Annotated in this window: 12 protein-coding genes; 6 read left to right on the top strand and 6 right to left on the bottom strand. The window is 58.2% G+C overall.

Features of this window, described 5'->3' with window-relative positions:
* Positions 1–58 precede the first annotated feature (58 nt).
* Together ACVDG9_RS13575 and ACVDG9_RS13570 are read left to right on the top strand one after the other, a co-directional pair.
* Entirely contained in the window at positions 59–445 is a 387-nt protein-coding gene (locus ACVDG9_RS13575) for an NADH:ubiquinone oxidoreductase subunit NDUFA12 (protein ID WP_022998394.1), read from the top strand.
* A gap of 294 nt (positions 446–739) precedes the next feature.
* Positions 740–1,747, top strand: a complete 1,008-nt coding sequence (locus ACVDG9_RS13570) for a hypothetical protein (RefSeq protein ID WP_447238196.1) — start codon at positions 740–742, stop codon at positions 1,745–1,747.
* A gap of 183 nt (positions 1,748–1,930) precedes the next feature.
* On the opposite strand, the gene aat is transcribed toward ACVDG9_RS13570, so the two are convergent.
* The 5 genes from aat to ACVDG9_RS13545 form a co-directional block, all read right to left on the bottom strand.
* A complete protein-coding gene (gene aat, locus ACVDG9_RS13565; RefSeq protein ID WP_075282097.1) occupies positions 1,931–2,602 on the bottom strand; it encodes a leucyl/phenylalanyl-tRNA--protein transferase in 672 nt (223 codons plus the stop codon).
* 141 nt (positions 2,603–2,743) lie between these two features.
* Entirely contained in the window at positions 2,744–4,090 is a 1,347-nt protein-coding gene (gene accC / locus ACVDG9_RS13560) for an acetyl-CoA carboxylase biotin carboxylase subunit (RefSeq protein ID WP_022998397.1), read from the bottom strand.
* 15 nt (positions 4,091–4,105) lie between these two features.
* Entirely contained in the window at positions 4,106–4,579 is a 474-nt protein-coding gene (gene accB, locus ACVDG9_RS13555; RefSeq protein ID WP_022998398.1) for an acetyl-CoA carboxylase biotin carboxyl carrier protein, read from the bottom strand.
* A 318-nt stretch (positions 4,580–4,897) separates the two neighbouring features.
* The gene (locus ACVDG9_RS13550) at positions 4,898–5,701 is read right to left on the bottom strand and encodes a DsbA family protein (protein WP_022998399.1); all 804 of its coding nucleotides are present in this window, start codon (positions 5,699–5,701) and stop codon (positions 4,898–4,900) included.
* A 58-nt stretch (positions 5,702–5,759) separates the two neighbouring features.
* Positions 5,760–7,178: a M48 family metalloprotease gene (locus ACVDG9_RS13545; protein WP_447238195.1), complete on the bottom strand. Its 1,419-nt coding sequence runs from the start codon at positions 7,176–7,178 to the stop codon at positions 5,760–5,762.
* Positions 7,179–7,435: 257 nt separating this feature from the next.
* Here ACVDG9_RS13545 and ACVDG9_RS13540 point away from each other — a divergent pair, with 257 nt between their 5' ends.
* Positions 7,436–8,605 carry a pyridoxal phosphate-dependent aminotransferase gene (locus tag ACVDG9_RS13540; protein ID WP_447238194.1) on the top strand — a complete coding sequence of 390 codons (1,170 nt, stop codon included), beginning with the start codon at positions 7,436–7,438 and terminating at the stop codon, positions 8,603–8,605.
* 78 nt (positions 8,606–8,683) lie between these two features.
* Here the strand turns inward: ACVDG9_RS13540 and ACVDG9_RS13535 are convergent, their stop codons facing one another.
* Positions 8,684–11,506: an Rne/Rng family ribonuclease gene (locus ACVDG9_RS13535; RefSeq protein ID WP_447238193.1), complete on the bottom strand. Its 2,823-nt coding sequence runs from the start codon at positions 11,504–11,506 to the stop codon at positions 8,684–8,686.
* Positions 11,507–12,194: 688 nt separating this feature from the next.
* On the opposite strand from ACVDG9_RS13535, the gene ACVDG9_RS13530 reads away from it, so the two are divergent.
* The 3 genes from ACVDG9_RS13530 (at position 12,195) to prfB (ending at position 17,424) form a co-directional block, all read left to right on the top strand.
* Entirely contained in the window at positions 12,195–13,472 is a 1,278-nt protein-coding gene (locus ACVDG9_RS13530; protein ID WP_447238192.1) for an N-acetylmuramoyl-L-alanine amidase, read from the top strand.
* Positions 13,473–13,660: 188 nt separating this feature from the next.
* Complete coding sequence (locus tag ACVDG9_RS13525) at positions 13,661–16,132, top strand: penicillin-binding protein 1A (protein WP_035909305.1); 2,472 nt, start codon at positions 13,661–13,663, stop codon at positions 16,130–16,132.
* Between the two features lie 160 nt (positions 16,133–16,292).
* A protein-coding gene (prfB, locus tag ACVDG9_RS13520) for a peptide chain release factor 2 (RefSeq protein ID WP_168686745.1) occupies positions 16,293–17,424 on the top strand; the annotation gives its coding sequence in 2 pieces (ribosomal slippage) (positions 16,293–16,361 and positions 16,363–17,424; 1,131 coding nt in all).
* Positions 17,425–17,468 lie beyond the last annotated feature (44 nt).

Genomic DNA, 17,468 nt, shown 5'->3' with positions numbered 1-17,468 from the left:
TCATGTTGGTGGGGCAACGGATGTTTCCGACTTGCAATCAAGGGACCTTCAAAGGGCCATGAAAACTCTGCTGCTAGAATTGTTCACCTGGTGGAACAGCCAGACAATGGGCACCCGCTTCTTCACGTGGCGCAAGGGTGAGTTTGTCGGTGAGGATGAGTTCGGTAACAAGTACTACAAGGAACGCGCGGGCAAGAAGCGCTGGGTGATCTATAACGGTCTTGCTGAAGCCTCTGCCATTCCTGCGGGCTGGCACGGCTGGATGCATCACCGCGTTGACACGCCGCCGTCCGAAGAAACCTATCACGCCAAACATTGGCAGCAGGGTCACAAGGCCAATCCGACGGGCACTCCGGCCGCTTACCGGCCGCACGGTTCTATCCTGACCCCGGAAAAACGCCCGGATGTGACTGGCGATTATGAAGCCTGGACCCCGGGCAGCTGATAACCGAAATCTTCAGACACAAAGACTGGCTAAGCCCCGCAACTGCGGGGCTTTTTTTGTTTCGGGCCAATCGGACGTTCAGCAACCTGAATGTTGTCTGAAGAAGTGACCTCAGATTATCCGCGCTCCAGGTGAGAAAATCAAAGGGGTATATGTAAATACATTTTACAAGTCATAGTATATAATTTCAATTGTTTTTGTATCGAAAATATTTATTTGTGATTTGAGGCACATTACGCAAGGTAAAATAAGTTACAAGGGGAAGGATGTTAGTATTAGCTGAGGAGCAGACAAATGGACCAGGAATGGATGAAGCTCCAGGAGTTGAGCAGCCGTCTTAACAATGTCTGCAAACCGGCCTGGGAAAATATTCTGATCAAGACAGGCAGCAGTTATGTAAACGCGGATGTGGCTGTACGAAAGCTTTTGCCGAAAGGCTACGATACAGAGCCAGGCTGGGCCTGGACGGCGTTGAAGGCCACCATGAAAGGTCCCCTGGCTGCCGTGATCACCAATCCGGTGGCAGCAGGAATAGCGACTTTCTACATCATAGATGCCGTCAAGGGTGAAAAAGAACCGCTTCCGTCACCACCGCAGTTTGATACCGATCCGCAGAAATATCTTCAGTACATCAAGTTTCACTACAATCTGGTCTACATCAGCTCCACTCAGAAGATACTGAAAATGCAGGAAGCTGCGCGCACGGGCGGTTCGGTGAACATCGCACAGCTTCGCCGCTCGCTGGAGCGGTCTCCATTCGCGCATGTGCCGCGAGGCTACAAATCGTTCAAGCACGACAAACTGGAAGAAAACATCGAAGCCGGTTTGTGGGCGATATGGCTGACCAACCTGAGCAGCGATCACAAACTGGAACAGGTTTCCCGCGCGATGGGGGAGGATGACCGACATAATGCCAGCGGCGTGACTCGAAAGTCCGACGGGAAATACCGTCACCACCTGTGGCAGAGACTGAAGGACCTTGGAGCGTTCGACCGGGCCTATTCGGGCGGCGTGAAGAAGCGTGACAATGCCAAATCCACCGATGGTTTCATGGGTAGTGGCACGCCATCTTACGAATATGAATTCTGGCTCAAGATAGCTCGGGATTTCTGGGCAAAAAATCAGTCACCGACGGAATTGTTTTATATCGCCCTGGAGGAACCGGCAGCCGAACTGGCTTTCCGGAACGCCATGAGGACGTTTGAATCGCAAGATTTTACGCACAGAATGAGCGCTTTCCTTTCGCCGTCCTGGTCGAAAATTCGCGATATAGTCGGCACCGGCAAAGGCGGAGAGAACTGAGCACGTTGCGCTGATTTATGAAGCCGGAGAAGGTTCTTTCGCCCATTGACAGAGAGAGACTGGCTGGCGACGACACGTCTGAAAGCCACGGCATTGCTGGAGCCGTTCCGGTCTGTTGTTGGCCTGGCTGTTCCTGCTTTGGTGGTGACGAACTAGGCTCGCAAGCAAGAAGACCTAGCGCTCTTACCAACTATCGAGCACCGCCAAAACCTCCTCACCACTGGCTTGAGGTGACAGGGCGTAGAAATCGGTTTCCAGCTTCAGGGCTTCGCTGAGCAGCTCGTTATAGGCAGCTTGAGGAACTTCCTCGGTGCCGAACTTGCTGAGGTGCTCGGTTACGAACTGAGTATCGAGCAGGGAATAGCCGCCGACGATCAGCCGGGCAACCAGATGCGCAAGGCACACCTTGGAAGCGTCGGTGCGGAAGGTGAACATGCTCTCGCCGAAAAAGGCGCCGTTCAGGCTGACACCGTAAAGCCCCCCGACAAGTTCGCCATCCTGCCATGCTTCAATGGTGTGGCAATAGCCCATGTCGAAAAGCTCGCCGTAGAGGCGCCTGATCTCCCGGTTGATCCAGGTTTTCTGGCGTCCGGGCATGGGCTCGGCACAGCCATCGATAACGCCCTGAAAATCCGTGCTGACCCGCACCTCGAACACGTCGTTGCGAATCGTCCGGCGCAGGCGGCGAGGCAGGTGAAAGTTGTTGAGGGGAAGGATGCCGCGACGCTCTGGCTCCAGCCAGAAGAGGCCGGGGTCGTCGGCAGATTCTGCCATCGGAAACAGGCCGCAGGCATAAGCTTTCAACAGCACCTGCGGTGTGATTTCCATGATGATGTCGTCTTTGTAACCAGCCATGAGGCCTCACTTACCAGACGGGATGGGCAGATCAGCAGGTGTCGACTTGAGCACCCAAAATCTGATCGGCCGGAGTGCCGGAGCACCTCATGCGCATCCCTTGGAACACGCGATGCTCCCGGCACTCGTCCCAGGATCCGGTCAGCTGGACTTCTTCGCCAGATATTGTTCCAGCCAGTGGATGTCGTACTGACCGTTCGCTATGTCCTGATTTTCCACCAGATCGCGGAAAAGCGGAATAGTCGACTTGATTTCGTCAACCACAAATTCGTCCAGGCAACGACGCAGACGCATCATGCATTCCACGCGGTTACGGCCATGAACGATCAGCTTGCCGATCAGACTGTCATAATAAGGCGGGATCTTGTAGCCCTGATAGACACCGCTGTCGACGCGAACACCCAGACCGCCCGGCGGGTGGTAGTAGGTGATTGTGCCCGGTGACGGCGTGAAGTTGACCGGATCTTCCGCGTTGATGCGGCATTCGATGGCGTGGCCTTCGAACGTGATGTCGTCCTGGGTCATATCCAGCGATCCACCTGCGGCGATGCGGATCTGCTCGTTGACGAGGTCGATGCCGGTGATCATCTCCGTAACAGGGTGTTCAACCTGGAGACGGGTGTTCATTTCAATGAAATAGAACTCGCCGTTCTCATAGAGGAATTCCACCGTGCCGACGCCGCGGTATTTCAGCTTGCGCATGGCAGCAGCGACGATCTCGCCGATTTCCTTGCGCTGGCTGGCATTGAGGCTCGGGGAGGGAGCTTCTTCGAGCACCTTCTGGTGGCGGCGCTGCAGCGAACAGTCGCGTTCACCGAGGTGAACCGCATTGCCCTTGCCATCACCCAGAACCTGGATCTCGATATGCCGAGGCTTGCCGAGGTATTTTTCCATGTAGAGCGCGTCGTCGCCGAAGGCAGCCTTTGCTTCGGAACGTGCCGTGGACAGGGCAGTATCAAGCTCGGCTTCGGTGCGGGCAACCTTCATGCCGCGGCCACCGCCACCTGCAGCTGCCTTTACCAGAACCGGGTAGCCGATCTCGCGGGCGATCGCGTGGGCGTCGTCACCAGCCGTCACGGCACCGTCGGAGCCAGGAACAACCGGGATGCCGAGGTCCTTGGCCGTCTGCTTGGCCTGGATCTTGTCACCCATGATGCGAATGTGTTCAGCGGTCGGGCCGATGAATTCGATACCGTGTGCTTCAAGGATTTCCGCGAAACGGGCGTTTTCCGACAGGAAGCCGTAACCCGGGTGGACAGCATCCGCTCCGGTGATTTCACAAGCCGCAAGAAGCTGTGGGATGTTCAGGTAGCTGTCGCGCGCGGCAGGTGGGCCAATGCAGACGCTTTCGTCTGCCAGGCGCACATGCATCGCATCCGCATCAGCGGTGGAGTGAACCGCAACGGTGGAGATGCCGAGCTCTTTACAGGCGCGCAGGATGCGCAGGGCGATCTCGCCGCGGTTGGCAATGAGAATCTTGGAGAACATGGCCACAACGGCTCCTTATTCGACGATAATAAGCGGTTCGCCGAATTCCACCGGCTGAGCGTCGTCCACAAGGATCTGCTTTACGGTGCCCGCCTTGGTGGCAGGAATGTGGTTCATGGTTTTCATGGCTTCGATGATCAGGATCGTCTGACCTTCCACCACCTTGTCGCCAACCTGAATGAAGGCCGGTGCGCCCGGTTCGGCTGCGAGATAGGCCGTGCCGACCATTGGCGAGGTTACGGTCGTGCCGGCGTGGGCCGGTTCGGCGGCTGGCGCTGCTGCTGCCGGGGAAGCCGCTGCGGCCGGTGCTGTCGGTGCGGCCATCGGTGCTGCAACGTTTACCGGCGCGCTGATCGTCATCTGACGGGCCACGCGAATGCGCGTGTCACCCTGTTCCAGTTCGATTTCCGAGAGATTTGTCTCATCCAGGAGAACGGCGAGGTCCCGGATCAGGGCCGTGTCGAATTTCTTGTTATCATTACGCATCATGTTTGGCTCTCATACTCGGTCCGCAAGACACGCAGCTGGCCGGCTCGCCGGGCGACCGCTCCATACCGGGATGGGGTCAGACCCGAAATATCCAGCCCTGCAACTCGATCAGGGTCCGTAAGGCCGGGGCCGCAACCACGCTCTTGCTCCGCCGTTGTTGGGCGGACAAAGATCTTCGGCCCGTCTCTTCCTGGAGGCGAGCCACGCTTCTTATAGGGATTCAATTGGAACAGGAAAACCCCCGATTTCTCACTGACATGAGGAATGGGGGTTTCCAACAGGCAAGTGAACGCCGAAACATTGTTTCGGCTCACAGGTTCAGCAAGTGGTCTGGCCGCAATTCTGCAGCGCGTCGAGCTTCTGGCTCAGTTCCTCATAACCGACCGCGCCCATGACCACGTCGTTGCCGACCACATAGGACGGAGTGCCGGTCAAGCCGAGACGGTTGGCCAGGGAGTAGACTTCTTCAATCGTCTGGCCGGCTTCGTCGGTTTTCATGGACGCCAGGAGATCGTCTTCCGAAATGCCGACGGACGTCGCTGCGGCGAGGGCGCTGGCCCGGTTCGCCTGGCCGCGGCTCAGCAGCAGTTTTTCATGGAATTCGCCGTATTTCTCCGGCGCCACAGAGTTGACAGCGACAGCCACCTGGGCAGCTTCGACAGAGCCCTGGCCGAGAACCGGGAATTCCTTCAGGACGACTTTAAGGTCGGGGTTTTCATCGATCAGCTTGACCATGTCGCCATGCGCGCGCTTGCAGTAGCCGCAGTTATAATCGAAGAACTCGACCAGGGTGACAGACCCTTCCGGATTGCCCAGCACCACCTGCCGTGACGAATTGAAAAGAACGTCGGCGCTTTCGTTGAGGGCTTCCACGCGCGCAACTTCTGCAGCTTCCTTTTCACGGCGATCGAGTTCGGTCAGCGCTTCGGCAATCACTTCAGGATGCTCAAGCAGATATTCCCGCACGATTTTTTCAATCTCACCGCGGTTCAGATCCTGAGCGGCAACCGGGCCAGCCAAAAGGGTAAGTGCAAGCGCACAAGCCGACAGGACGCGCAGCAGCATCGGCGGGCAGAGCGACCCGGTCTTCAGGATCTGGATCTTCGGGGAAGTGTCGGTCATTCAAGGCTCCTCAGGTAACCGTCTTTCGTTCGAACGGCACCCATATGTGTCTGAGATATCAGCGGCCGTTGTTAGGCAGATTAGGTGGGTTGTACGCTACAATGTCGTCCGCTTGAAGCCATGCCGGCGTTCCTCTCTTCAAACTTTTTTGAGCACGCGCCGCGTAGCGTTTCGCAGCCTGGAAATCACCACTCACCATCAAGCCTTTCGCAGTTGCCAAATCAGCTTCCGCACGCTCGCCCTGGCGGCCGTGGGCAATGGCCAGCTGACTGTAGGCAACGCCCGAGTTCTGGTCCCGCTGGATCGCCTCTTTCAAGATGCGTTCTGCCTCCGGCAGATTGGACTTGTCATTCGAAGCAACCAGCGCATACCCGAGCCAGGTGAGGAACTGCGGTTCGGTCGGTTTGAACGACAGAGCCTTGCGGAAGGGCGCGACCGCGCCTTTGGGATCGCCACCTTCGATCAGGGCCTGCCCCTTGAGCTCGTAATAATAGGGGTTGTTTGGCTGCGTGCGGATCAGGGCGTCTATCTCCTTGACCGCGCCTTTTCCTCGGCTCTTCATTGCGGCAATGGCGCGTGCGTATTGTGCCTGGGGGCTTTTGTCGCTGCGCGGATAGGCTCGCAACGTGGCGGACGGATGGCTGGTGAAGGCGAACAGCTTGGCACGCACCATGTCGTGCCTGTATTGCAGTACATAGTCTTCCGGCTGGTTGAAGTATTTCGATTTCTGCGCGTCGGTCGCCAGACTGTTGTAGCGGTCCTGCGCCATCGGGTGGCTCTGGGCATAAGGGTCGGCGTACTTGCGGGTGAACATCTGCTGTTCCGACATGCGCTCGAAGGTCTTCAGCAGGCCGCGCGGGCTTTGTCCGGTGGCACTCAGGTATTTGAGTGCAGCCCGGTCGGCTGCCGCTTCTTCGCCGCGCTGATAGGACAGGAACGACCGCTGGCCGACGGATCCCGAGCCCATGATCACAGCGCCACCGCCCGAAGCAACCTCACCGGACCCGGAGGCCGCACCGGCTGCCGCGGCCCCCGCACCGAGAATCATGCCGATGACAGAGATGATCTGGGCATTGGCGGCAGCAGCACGCAGGCGCACGAGATGACGACCGGCGATGTGGCCCGATTCATGGGCAATCACGCCAATTACTTCACCGGGTGTTTCCGATTCCATGATGACACCGATGTTGATGAACATCCTGCGGCTGTCGGGAACGAAAGCGTTGAAGCTCTTGTCGTTGACCAGAATGATTTCCGGCTCTGAATTGGAAATGCCGGCAGCCTTGAAGATCGGCGTCGCATAGTCCTTCAGAAGATGTTCCGTTTCTGCATCGCGCACGAGCGGCAAGCTGCGCCCCTGTGCCATCGCTGGTACCGAAACAAGAGGCAGGGCGAGGGCGCTTGCACAGGCAAGTGCGACCGCTTTACGCGCAAGGCTGCGAGGAAAATCGATTTTCAAAATGGCGGAACCAGGCACAGGTGCAAAACTCCAATCCGGACCGGAACGCTTTCCAGGCTCATCTTTGCTCAGATGTTATCCTGGGACATGGATGTGTGGCGAAGGTATGGAGGTGTGCGATGCGGGTCAAGGAAGCCGGCATGACAAAAAAGTAAGGTGCTGGGCCGTTGTCGTGCCGGACCAGCCCAGAAGTTGCTTCTGGCCGCACGCGTTGCATCGGATGGAAAAATCCGCGATAGGGTGAAGCCAGTTTCTCAGCCGGATTTTCAGGACACATGAACCAGCCTCTTTTTCAGCCGTCTCGCCGCAGTGACGTTGCCCCTTTCATCGCAATGGATGTTCTTGCCGAAGCGGCACGTCTGGAAGCGCAGGGGCGCAAGATCATTCATATGGAAGTCGGGCAGCCATCGGCCCCGGCGCCCAAGGCTGCGTTGGATATGGCGAGAAAAGCTCTGGATCATGGTCGTCTCGGCTACACCGAAGCGCTTGGCATCCGCCCGTTGCGCGAGGCATTGGCTGCGCATTATCGAACGACCTATGGTGTCGACGTGCCTGTCGAGCGGATCATGGCAACCACGGGCTCATCCGCCGGTTTCAATCTCGCCTTCCTTGCCGCGTTTGATCCCGGGGACCGAATTGTCCTGACGGCTCCCGGTTATCCGGCCTATCGCAACATCCTGAAAGCCCTTGGTCTCGTTGCGGTCGAGATCGAAGTCGGGGAGGAAACCCGGTGGAGCCTGACGCCAGCGCATCTGGAAGAGGCTCAAAAAGAAGGTCCTGTGAAAGGCGTCCTGGTTGCCAGTCCGGCCAATCCGACCGGAACGATGATGACGGCCGATGCGCTGGAAGACCTGATCCGCTATTGCGACGAGGCGGGCATATGGTTCATCTCGGATGAGATCTACCATGGGCTTTGCTACGACGGTGAAGAGAAGACCGCGCTGGAAACATCGCAGAATGTCATTATCGTCAATAGTTTCTCGAAATACTATTGCATGACCGGCTGGCGCATTGGCTGGCTGGTGTTGCCGGAGCAACTGGTGCGCCCAACAGAGCGGATTGCCCAGAGCCTCTATATTTCTCCGCCGGAGCTGTCCCAGATCGCTGCGGGAGCAGCACTCAACTCGGTGCAGGAACTGGAAGCGGTCAAGGCAGGGTATGCTGCCAACCGCGCCTTGCTTCTCGACGGGTTGCCGAAAATCGGTCTCGACAAGCTGTTGCCGGTAGATGGGGCCTTTTACATCTATGCAGATATACGCCGGTTCAGCTCGGACAGTCTCGATTTCGCCAGGCGTATGCTGCACGAGGCAGGTGTCGCGGCAACGCCCGGTGTCGATTTCGATCCCGTGCACGGTCATGAGTTCTTGCGTTTTTCCTTTGCAGGTGCGCATGACGATATGAAGTTGGCGCTTGAGAAGCTCAGGGGTTTTCTCAAAGCAGTCTGATCATCGATCGCATCGGACAACAAAAAAGGCGGCACACTGGCCGCCTTTTCCATTTCAAAACTGGTTGATGTCACCGGTTCAGAAGAACGACCGGCCACGCTGCCACCAGCCGCCGCGTTTCGGCTTGTCTTCCTTGTCGTCGTCTCCAGATGTTTCGCTGGTTACGACAGGCTCGGCCGGCGCCTTGCGCACAGGTGCTTCTTCTTCGGCATCGGCATCAGCTTCGCTGGCAATCGGCTGTTCGGAAGTCGGCGTTTCGACCACGATGGTGTCAGCTTCAGCCATCACCGGTGTCTCATCTGCCGCATCGGCCTCTACAGGAACGGCGGCACCGTCCTGCTGCGCAGTTTCTTCCGCAGGGCTTTCGCCGCTAGCGTCCGAAACCGTGTCGCCATCGACGGCCTTTGCCTCATCGGCCTGGGCACCATCCTGTGATGCGGCACCCGCAGCTTCTGTTTCCTGACCGCTTTCGGCGACGGCTACGGCTTCAGAACCGGTCTGATCGTCCTGCTGTTCTTGAGAGGAAGCGGCTTCCCGAGTTTCGTCATTGGTCTCGCCGTCGTTTTCTGCGCCACCTTCGGCCTGCATATCATCACCGTTGCGACGGCCGCGGCGACCACCACGGCGTCCACGGCGGCGCTTGCGACGCGGTTCATCGTCACCGTCCTCATCACCACCGGAACGGGCTTCCTGCGGCTGCTCGTCATCACCGTCGGCATCGTCTGCCTCGGCGTTGACCTGACGCGATTCGCCATCGTCCTGCTGGTTATCGGAACCACCCCTCCGGCGCTTGCGCCGGCGGCGCCGGCGGCGGCCGTCATTGTCGTCTTCCTGAGCGAATTCCTCGATGTCCGGCTGTTCGGTGTCTTCGTCGATGATCTCGATCGTATCCGGCTGGACAATCGCAGGAACCGGCATCGGCACACGGTCGCGATCGACCGGTGTACCGCGCTCCAGAACGTAGAGCTGGCCATTGACCATGTCGTCCGCATGCACTTCGACATCGATGGCGAAGCGGGTTTCCAGATCGACCAGGTTCGAACGTTTCTGGTTGAGGATATAGAGCGCTACCTGCGTCGTGGTGCGAATGATCAGGTTGTGGGACGCGCCTTTCAGAAGGTTGTCCTCTACCGAACGCAGCACGTGCAGGGCAACGGATTCCACAGACCGGATCATGCCGGTGCCCTGGCAATGCGGGCAAGGCGTGGTCGAGCTTTCCAGAACGCCGGTGCGGATGCGCTGACGCGACATTTCCAGCAGGCCGAAGTGCGAGATCCGGCCAACCTGAATGCGGGCGCGGTCGTTCTTCAGACAATCCTTCAGCTTGCGCTCGACCGACCGATTGTTCTTCGACTCTTCCATGTCGATGAAGTCGATGACGATCAGGCCGGCAAGATCGCGCAGGCGTAGCTGTCGGGTCACTTCTTCCGCCGCTTCCAGGTTCGTCTGGAGCGCGGTGTCCTCGATATTGTGTTCGCGGGTTGACTTGCCGGAGTTCACGTCGATCGAGACCAGGGCTTCGGTCTGGTTGATGACGATATAACCACCGGACTTCAGCGTTACCTGCGGCGAGAACATTGCATCGAGCTGCGGTTCGACACCGTAGCGGATAAATAGCGGCGAGGGGTCGCGGTAGGGCTGGACGTTCTTCGCATGGCTCGGCATGAGCATGCGCATGAAGTCCTTGGCCTCGCGGTAGCCTTCTTCGCCCGCAACAAGGACCTCGTTGATGTCCTTGTTGTAGAGGTCGCGGATCGATCGCTTGACCAGACTGCCTTCCTCATAGACGAGGCTTGGAGCACTGGATTTCAAGGTCAGCTCGCGAACGTTTTCCCAAAGCCGCATCAGGTATTCGAAGTCGCGCTTGATCTCGGCCTTCGTCCGGCTTGCACCGGCGGTGCGCAGGATCACGCCCATGCCTTCCGGCACATCCAGTTCGGAGGCGATCTTCTTCAGGCGCTTGCGGTCAGTCGGCTGGGTAATTTTGCGCGAAATGCCGCCGCCACGAGCGGTGTTCGGCATCAGCACGGAATAGCGGCCTGCGAGCGACAGGTAGGTCGTCAGTGCGGCGCCCTTGTTGCCGCGCTCTTCCTTGACCACCTGCACCAGAATGATCTGGCGGCGCTTGATGACTTCCTGAATCTTGTATTGCTTGCGCAGCGGGATAATGCGTTCAGGAACTTCTTCCATCGCATCTTCCGCGCCGACGGATTCGACGGCATCGACATCATTGTCGGCATCATCGTCATCGTCGTTCTGGCGCTGGCGGCGACGGCCGCGCCCGCGGCCACGCGAGCGAACCGGAGCCTCTTCTTCTTCGTCCGCTTCTTCCTCGGAAGAGGATGCTTCGTCTTCTTCTTCGTCGGAGGCGTCTTCGTCTGTGCTACGTGCGGATACGGCTTCGCCATCCGTTTCGTCGGCAGAGGTCTCTTCGGAAACTGCCTCAGTATCTTCTGTGGCTTTTACGGCCTCTTCGTCGCCTTCTGCGGTGTCTTCGGAGGCATCCGCCTCAACCTTGTCGCTGGCAACGGTTTCAGCAGCCTCGTTTCGTGCTGCACGGGAGCGGCGGCGGCGCTTTGGTTTTTCTTCACCGTCCGAATCATCACGCTGTCTGTCGGCTGCTTCCGCAGCCAGAAGTGCTTCCCGGTCGGCAACAGGGATCTGGTAGTAGTCAGGGTGAATTTCGCTGAAAGCGAGGAACCCGTGGCGATTTCCGCCATATTCGACGAATGCGGCCTGCAGGGACGGTTCGACCCGGGTTACCTTGGCAAGATATATGTTTCCGCGCAGTTGCTTCCGATTAGCTGCTTCAAAGTCGAATTCTTCAACCCGATTGCCACGCACGACGACGACCCGGGTCTCTTCCGGGTGGCCCGCGTCGATCAGCATTTTGTTTGCCATTATTGAACTTCTCCACGGCAGCACTCATGGGCGCATGTGCGAAACGCGCATCGCGCAGCAGGAGGATGTCTGCCGTATTTGTTTTGCTAAGATGAGAAAGAGCGTCTGCGCCCGGCGCGGTCGTATGATCAACGCAGGCAGCCGCTGAAGCGGTACCTTGCTGTATGTTGATCACCATGTGCATCGCGCGGGTCCTTCAGGCAACGCAGGCCCTTTAGTTAAGTCGTTGTACCTTCTGCCGGTATGCAGCCTGGCTTCGCCAATGGGCCTGCATCCGGTTCCGGAATGGGTCCGCTCCTAACGGCCGCCGAAAACCTCGCCGGGGAAACTGCCGTTTTGTAAGGGCAACACGTCGCGAGGCGGGGCGGTCTCAAAGAGGTGCCGATACCAGATCCACTGTCTTCCAGGGCTTGTCTTTAAGCGGCAGAACGGCCTCTGTTCTGTCGTTAGAAGGCCTGGGAATGCGATAGCGTTGTGGATAGACACCCATGTCAGCTATCTGGAAAGGTATCGGTTTCAAACCGAAATCCGTAAGGTACTTTTACGTTCCGTCGCAGCGCATTGCAAGCAATGTGAATTGGATATGGCATTTTCCTTGCGTGGCGGATGGCGTATGACAGGGCTGACGGGGGCTCAACACGCGAAGTTTTCGAGCGACATGGCCGAAATAATTGAGTTCAAGGACAGAATGAAACCGCAAGTAGACCAGGGACCGGGCACTGTTTTGAGACTGGCGACGTCTTTCGCAGTGGTTTTGAGCATCTGCGTTGCTGCGATTGCCGGACTGACTTGCGCCGCATCTGCCGAACCGGAAAAGGCCCGGGTAACCGGAGCGCGCGTGGCGGGAGACGAGGCGCGCACGCGATTCGTTCTTGATATGAACCGTCAGGTGACACCGACCATCTCCGGCCTTGCCAATCCGGCCCGGCTGATCATTGACCTTCCTGAAGTGACATTTTCGCTGCCGGCCGATTCTGGCGAGAGCGGGAGAGGGCTTGTCACCGACTGGCGCTTCGGCCTCTTTGCGGTTGGAAGATCCCGTGTGGTGATGGACCTGACGGGACCGGTGAAGGTCGACAAGACATTTTTCCTGCCGGCTGTTGATGACCAGCCTGCGCGGCTTGTTGTGGACCTTGTCAGCGCGACAGCCGACGAATTCGACACCTTTGTCGAGACCTCAAGGCCCAAGCGCGTCGTCGCCGGGAGTGGTTCCGCACCGAAAAGTGACCGGTTGACCGCTCCAAAGAACAGAGACAAGCCACTGATCGTCCTTGATCCGGGGCATGGCGGTATCGACACCGGGGCGACAGGCGTCCACGGAACTCTCGAAAAGGCGATCGTTCTCGACTTCGCTCAGCTGCTCAAGGAAAAGCTGGACGAAAGCGGGCTCTACAACGTTCAACTTACCCGGGATGATGACACATTCATCCCGCTGGGGCGCCGAGTTGAAATCGGTCATGAACTTGAAGCCGATCTCTTCGTCTCCATTCACGCCGATTCTGTCCGGCGCGGGCAGAAATTGGCGCGTGGCGCGACCGTCTACACAATTTCAGACAGGGCGTCGGATCAACTGGCCGAAGATCTGGCCCAATCGGAAAACATGTCGGACGTCATCGCCGGTGTGGATCTGACGGAAGAGCCAACAGAGGTGACAGATATCCTGATCGATCTTGCGCGACGCGAAACGAGGTCGTTTTCGGTCTATTTCGCCCGGTCGCTGGTGGACGAGCTGAAAAGTGCTGTCCGACTGATCAACAATCCGCATCGTTCTGCGGGTTTCCGGGTGTTGAAGGCCCATGATGTGCCCTCGGTGCTGGTCGAGCTCGGCTATCTCTCCAACGAACATGACGAGAAGCTTCTGATTTCCGACGAATGGCGTGAACGCATGGCGAATGCCATGACCGAGGCTGTTCACGGATTTTTCCGGCCGCGGCTTGCGCGGCAACAAGCAGCACCGTCACAGTAAAAATCCTTGCATTGCTTTCAAAATGGCAGGTTAGCACTGGCGATTGCCTCAGCATCGCCATATTGGTGCACGAGGAAGGCAGACAAGTTTGTGCGACTGTCGGCATCGGTGATGCTGAGCAAATGTTTCCGTGTTAAAAAGCTGGAAGCGCTAAGAACGGGGAAAGACGAGCCCGCGGTATGAAATTTTTGGTGAAGTTTTTTGGCTACCTGTTCGGAATCGGCGCGATCTTTGCGCTGCTGATTGCCGCCGGGGTCTGGATGTACCTGCAGGACCTGACGAAGGATCTGCCGGATTATACGGCCCTGAAGAACTATGAGCCACCGGTCATGACGCGTGTGCATGCCGCTGACGGTAGTCTTATGGCCGAATACGCGACTCAAAGGCGCATGTTCCTGCCGATCCAGGCAATCCCGGATCGCGTCAAGCAGGCGTTTGTCGCAGCCGAAGACAAGAATTTCTACACCCACATCGGTGTTGACCCGGAAGGCATTGCCCGTGCGGCGGTGCGTTTCATCCAGAACTATGGGTCCGGCCGTCGTCCGGAAGGTGCTTCGACCATCACGCAGCAGGTCGCAAAGAACTTCCTCTTGTCCGATCTCGTGAGCGAAGAGCGTGAACGCCGTTCCGCCGCGTATGAGCGCAAGGTGAAGGAAGCGGTTCTTTCCCTGCGCATTGAGCAGGCCTACACCAAGGACGAAATTCTCGAGCTTTATCTCAACGAGATCTATTTCGGCTTCGGGGCCTACGGCGTCGCAGCCGCTTCGCTGATCTATTTCGACAAGTCGGTTCACGAACTGTCGCTTGAAGAAATCGCCTATATGGCCGCGCTGCCGAAAGGTCCGAGCAACTATCATCCTTACAGGAAAACAGAGGCCGCCATTGCGCGCCGCAACTACGTGATCGACCGTATGATCGCAGATGGTTACGTAAGCGCCCAGGACGGCGAGGAAGCCAAACAGAAACCGATTGTCGTCAAGCCGCGTGAAACCGGATCTCGCCTGTTTGCTGCCGAGTACTTCACTGAAGAAGTCCGCCGCGAAGTGGCCGACATCTTCGGCGACAAGCGCCTGTACGAGGGCGGGCTTTCGGTGCGGTCGACGCTTGACCCCGAAATGCAGAAACTGGCCCGCAAGTCGTTGATGGACGGCTTGATTGCCTTCGATCATCAGCGTGGCAGCTGGAATGGCCCTGTCGACAAGATCACCCTTGGTGCCGACTGGGGCATCGATCTGGCCAAGGTGGAAGCCCTGAGCGATCTGCCGGAGTGGAAGCTCGCAGTGGTTCTGGAAGCCGGCGGCGAAGAGGCCAAGATTGGCGTTCAGCCGGAACGGCAGGTCAGTGGCCAGCTTTCCGAAGAACGCAAGACCGGCCCGTTGTTCCTGAGCACCATGAAATGGGCCCGGGTCAAGGGCAGGGCACCGAGCGCCGTTTCCGATGTGCTGACGCCTGGCGATGTTGTTTATGTTCAGGAAAGCCCGGTTGCGCCGGGAACCTATGAACTTCGTCAGATCCCGAAGGTGTCGGGCGCTCTGGTGGCGATGGATCCCTATACCGGCCGTGTCCTTGCACTTGTCGGTGGTTTCAGCTTTGCACAGAGCGAATTCAACCGTGCAACGCAGGCCTACCGGCAGCCAGGATCGTCCTTCAAGCCGTTCCTTTACGCTGCCGCTCTCGACAACGGTTACACGCCGTCTTCCGTGATCATGGACGCGCCTCTGGAAATCAGCCAGGGCCCGGGTCTCGGCACGTGGCGCCCGCAGAACTACGGCGGCAAATTCTACGGTCCGTCGACCCTGCGCACAGGTATCGAGCTGTCACGAAACGTCATGACTGTTCGGCTCGCTCAGGACATGGGTATGCCGCTGGTCGCAGAATATGCGAAGCGTTTCGGCATCTACGACAACATGCTTCCGGTTCTGTCCATGTCACTTGGTGCGGGGGAAACCACCGTGCTGCGGCTAACCACCGCTTATGCGACCATCGCAAATGGCGGCAGGAAAGTTCGACCGACCCTGATCGACCGTATTCAGGACCGTTACGGCCGCACCATCTACAAGCATGACAGCCGTATCTGTGACGGCTGTACGCAGGATGTGTGGGAAGGTCAGGACGAACCGACCCTGATCGACGACCGCGAGCAGGTACTCGACCCGATGACTGCCTATCAGATCACATCGATGATGGAAGGCGTGGTTCAGCGCGGTACGGCAACGTCCGTTCGTGCGGTTGGTCGTCCGGTCGCCGGCAAGACCGGTACCACCAACGACGAAAAAGACGCCTGGTTCATGGGCTTTACGCCGGATCTTGCGGTCGGCGTATTTGTGGGCTTCGACAATCCGAAACCGATGGGCCGCGGGGCAACCGGCGGTCAGGTGGCGGCGCCGATCTTCACCGAGTTCGTCAAGACTGCTCTGGCCGACAAGCCGCCGGTGGAATTCCGTGTACCCAAGGGTCTTCAGCTGATCCCGATCAACCGCCGCACCGGTCTTAGAACCGCTGCCGGTGATCCGGGTTCGATCCTGGAAGCCTTCAAGCCGGGTATGGCCCCGCCGGACAGTTACTCCGTCATCGGGTTCCAGGACACCATGGGAGTTCCGACTGCAGTTTCTCCGGAAGCGCAGCAGGCCGTTACGGTCGGCACAGGCGGTCTTTACTGACCCGCCTGGCCTTGCAGGGGCTGGCCGACTGTCAGGTCATCGCAAGATCCTTTTCGACGGTTTACAGCGAAGTCCTGCTTGGGTAATGTCCCGCTCCAATTCTCGGCCCGGTGCCTCTTGCAGGAGACCGGGCCGCTTCACATCAAAAGCGAGGTATCCGATGCGCGCCGAAATGGAAGCGATCGTCGATGAAATCAAGCAGGCCATAAGCCTGCTGAGGAGGCATCTTTGACTGGGATCAGGCCGTCGTCCGACTGGAAGAGCTGAACGCCCTTTCCGAAGATCCGAACCTCTGGAATGAGCCGTCCAAGGCCCAGAAGCTGATGCGCGAGCGTCAACAGCTTGATGACAGCATTGGTGGCATCAAGTCGCTGGAGCAGGACCTTTCCGACAATATCGAACTGATCGAACTCGGCGAGATGGAAGACGACAAGTCCGTCATTACCGATGCCGAGGAAGCGCTTCGTGGTCTCAAGGGCAAGGTCAACCAGTTGCAGCTCAATTCGCTGCTGTCCGGTGAGGCCGATGCGAACGACACGTACCTGGAAATCAACTCCGGTGCCGGCGGCACCGAGAGCCAGGACTGGGCGTCCATGTTGCTTCGCATGTACCGCCGGTGGGCGGAAAAGCGGGGCTTCAAGGTAGAAGTGCTGGAATATCATGACGGTGAAGAAGCGGGCATCAAGTCTGCGACCTTGCTGATCAAGGGCGAGAATGCCTATGGCTGGCTGAAGACCGAATCGGGCGTGCATCGCCTCGTACGGATTTCGCCCTATGACAGCAACGCCCGCCGCCACACCAGCTTTTCCAGTGCCTGGGTCTATCCGGTGATTGACGATTCCATCGAGATCGACATCAACGAGAGTGATTGCCGTATTGATACCTACCGCGCCTCCGGTGCAGGTGGTCAGCACGTCAACACGACCGACTCCGCCGTGCGTATCACGCACCAGCCAACCGGTATCGTGGTGCAGTGTCAGTCCGAGCGCTCACAGCACAAGAACCGGGCAACGGCCTGGTCGATGCTGAAGGCCCGCCTTTATGAAGCGGAGTTGAAGAAGCGCGAAGAAGCGGCCAACGCCGAAGCTGCCTCGAAAACCGACATCGGCTGGGGGCACCAGATCCGCTCCTACGTGCTTCAGCCCTATCAGTTGGTCAAGGACCTGCGCACGGGCGTTGAGAGCACGTCTCCGGGCGATGTTCTCGATGGCGATCTGGATGAATTCATGGAAGCTGCGCTGGCACAGCGCGTCTTTGGTGGAGATCCGGTCGAAGTCGCCGATATCGACTAAAGGCACAGTGGAAAATACAAATGAAAGCGGGGCCATTCGGCCCC

The organism is Roseibium sp. RP-7 (assembly GCF_053005225.1).
This window is presented reverse-complemented; position numbering and strand designations above follow the sequence as displayed.

What these genes read in the sequence shown, in the direction of transcription:
- ACVDG9_RS13575 (WP_022998394.1), top strand. Translation starts at nt 59, where the DNA reads ATGAAAACTCTGCTGCTAGAATTGTTCACCTGGTGGAACAGCCAGACA.
- ACVDG9_RS13570 (WP_447238196.1), top strand. Translation starts at nt 740, where the DNA reads ATGGACCAGGAATGGATGAAGCTCCAGGAGTTGAGCAGCCGTCTTAAC.
- aat (WP_075282097.1), bottom strand. Translation starts at nt 2,602, where the DNA reads ATGGCTGGTTACAAAGACGACATCATCATGGAAATCACACCGCAGGTG.
- accC (WP_022998397.1), bottom strand. Translation starts at nt 4,090, where the DNA reads ATGTTCTCCAAGATTCTCATTGCCAACCGCGGCGAGATCGCCCTGCGC.
- accB (WP_022998398.1), bottom strand. Translation starts at nt 4,579, where the DNA reads ATGATGCGTAATGATAACAAGAAATTCGACACGGCCCTGATCCGGGAC.
- ACVDG9_RS13550 (WP_022998399.1), bottom strand. Translation starts at nt 5,701, where the DNA reads ATGACCGACACTTCCCCGAAGATCCAGATCCTGAAGACCGGGTCGCTC.
- ACVDG9_RS13540 (WP_447238194.1), top strand. Translation starts at nt 7,436, where the DNA reads ATGAACCAGCCTCTTTTTCAGCCGTCTCGCCGCAGTGACGTTGCCCCT.
- ACVDG9_RS13535 (WP_447238193.1), bottom strand. Translation starts at nt 11,506, where the DNA reads ATGGCAAACAAAATGCTGATCGACGCGGGCCACCCGGAAGAGACCCGG.
- ACVDG9_RS13530 (WP_447238192.1), top strand. Translation starts at nt 12,195, where the DNA reads ATGAAACCGCAAGTAGACCAGGGACCGGGCACTGTTTTGAGACTGGCG.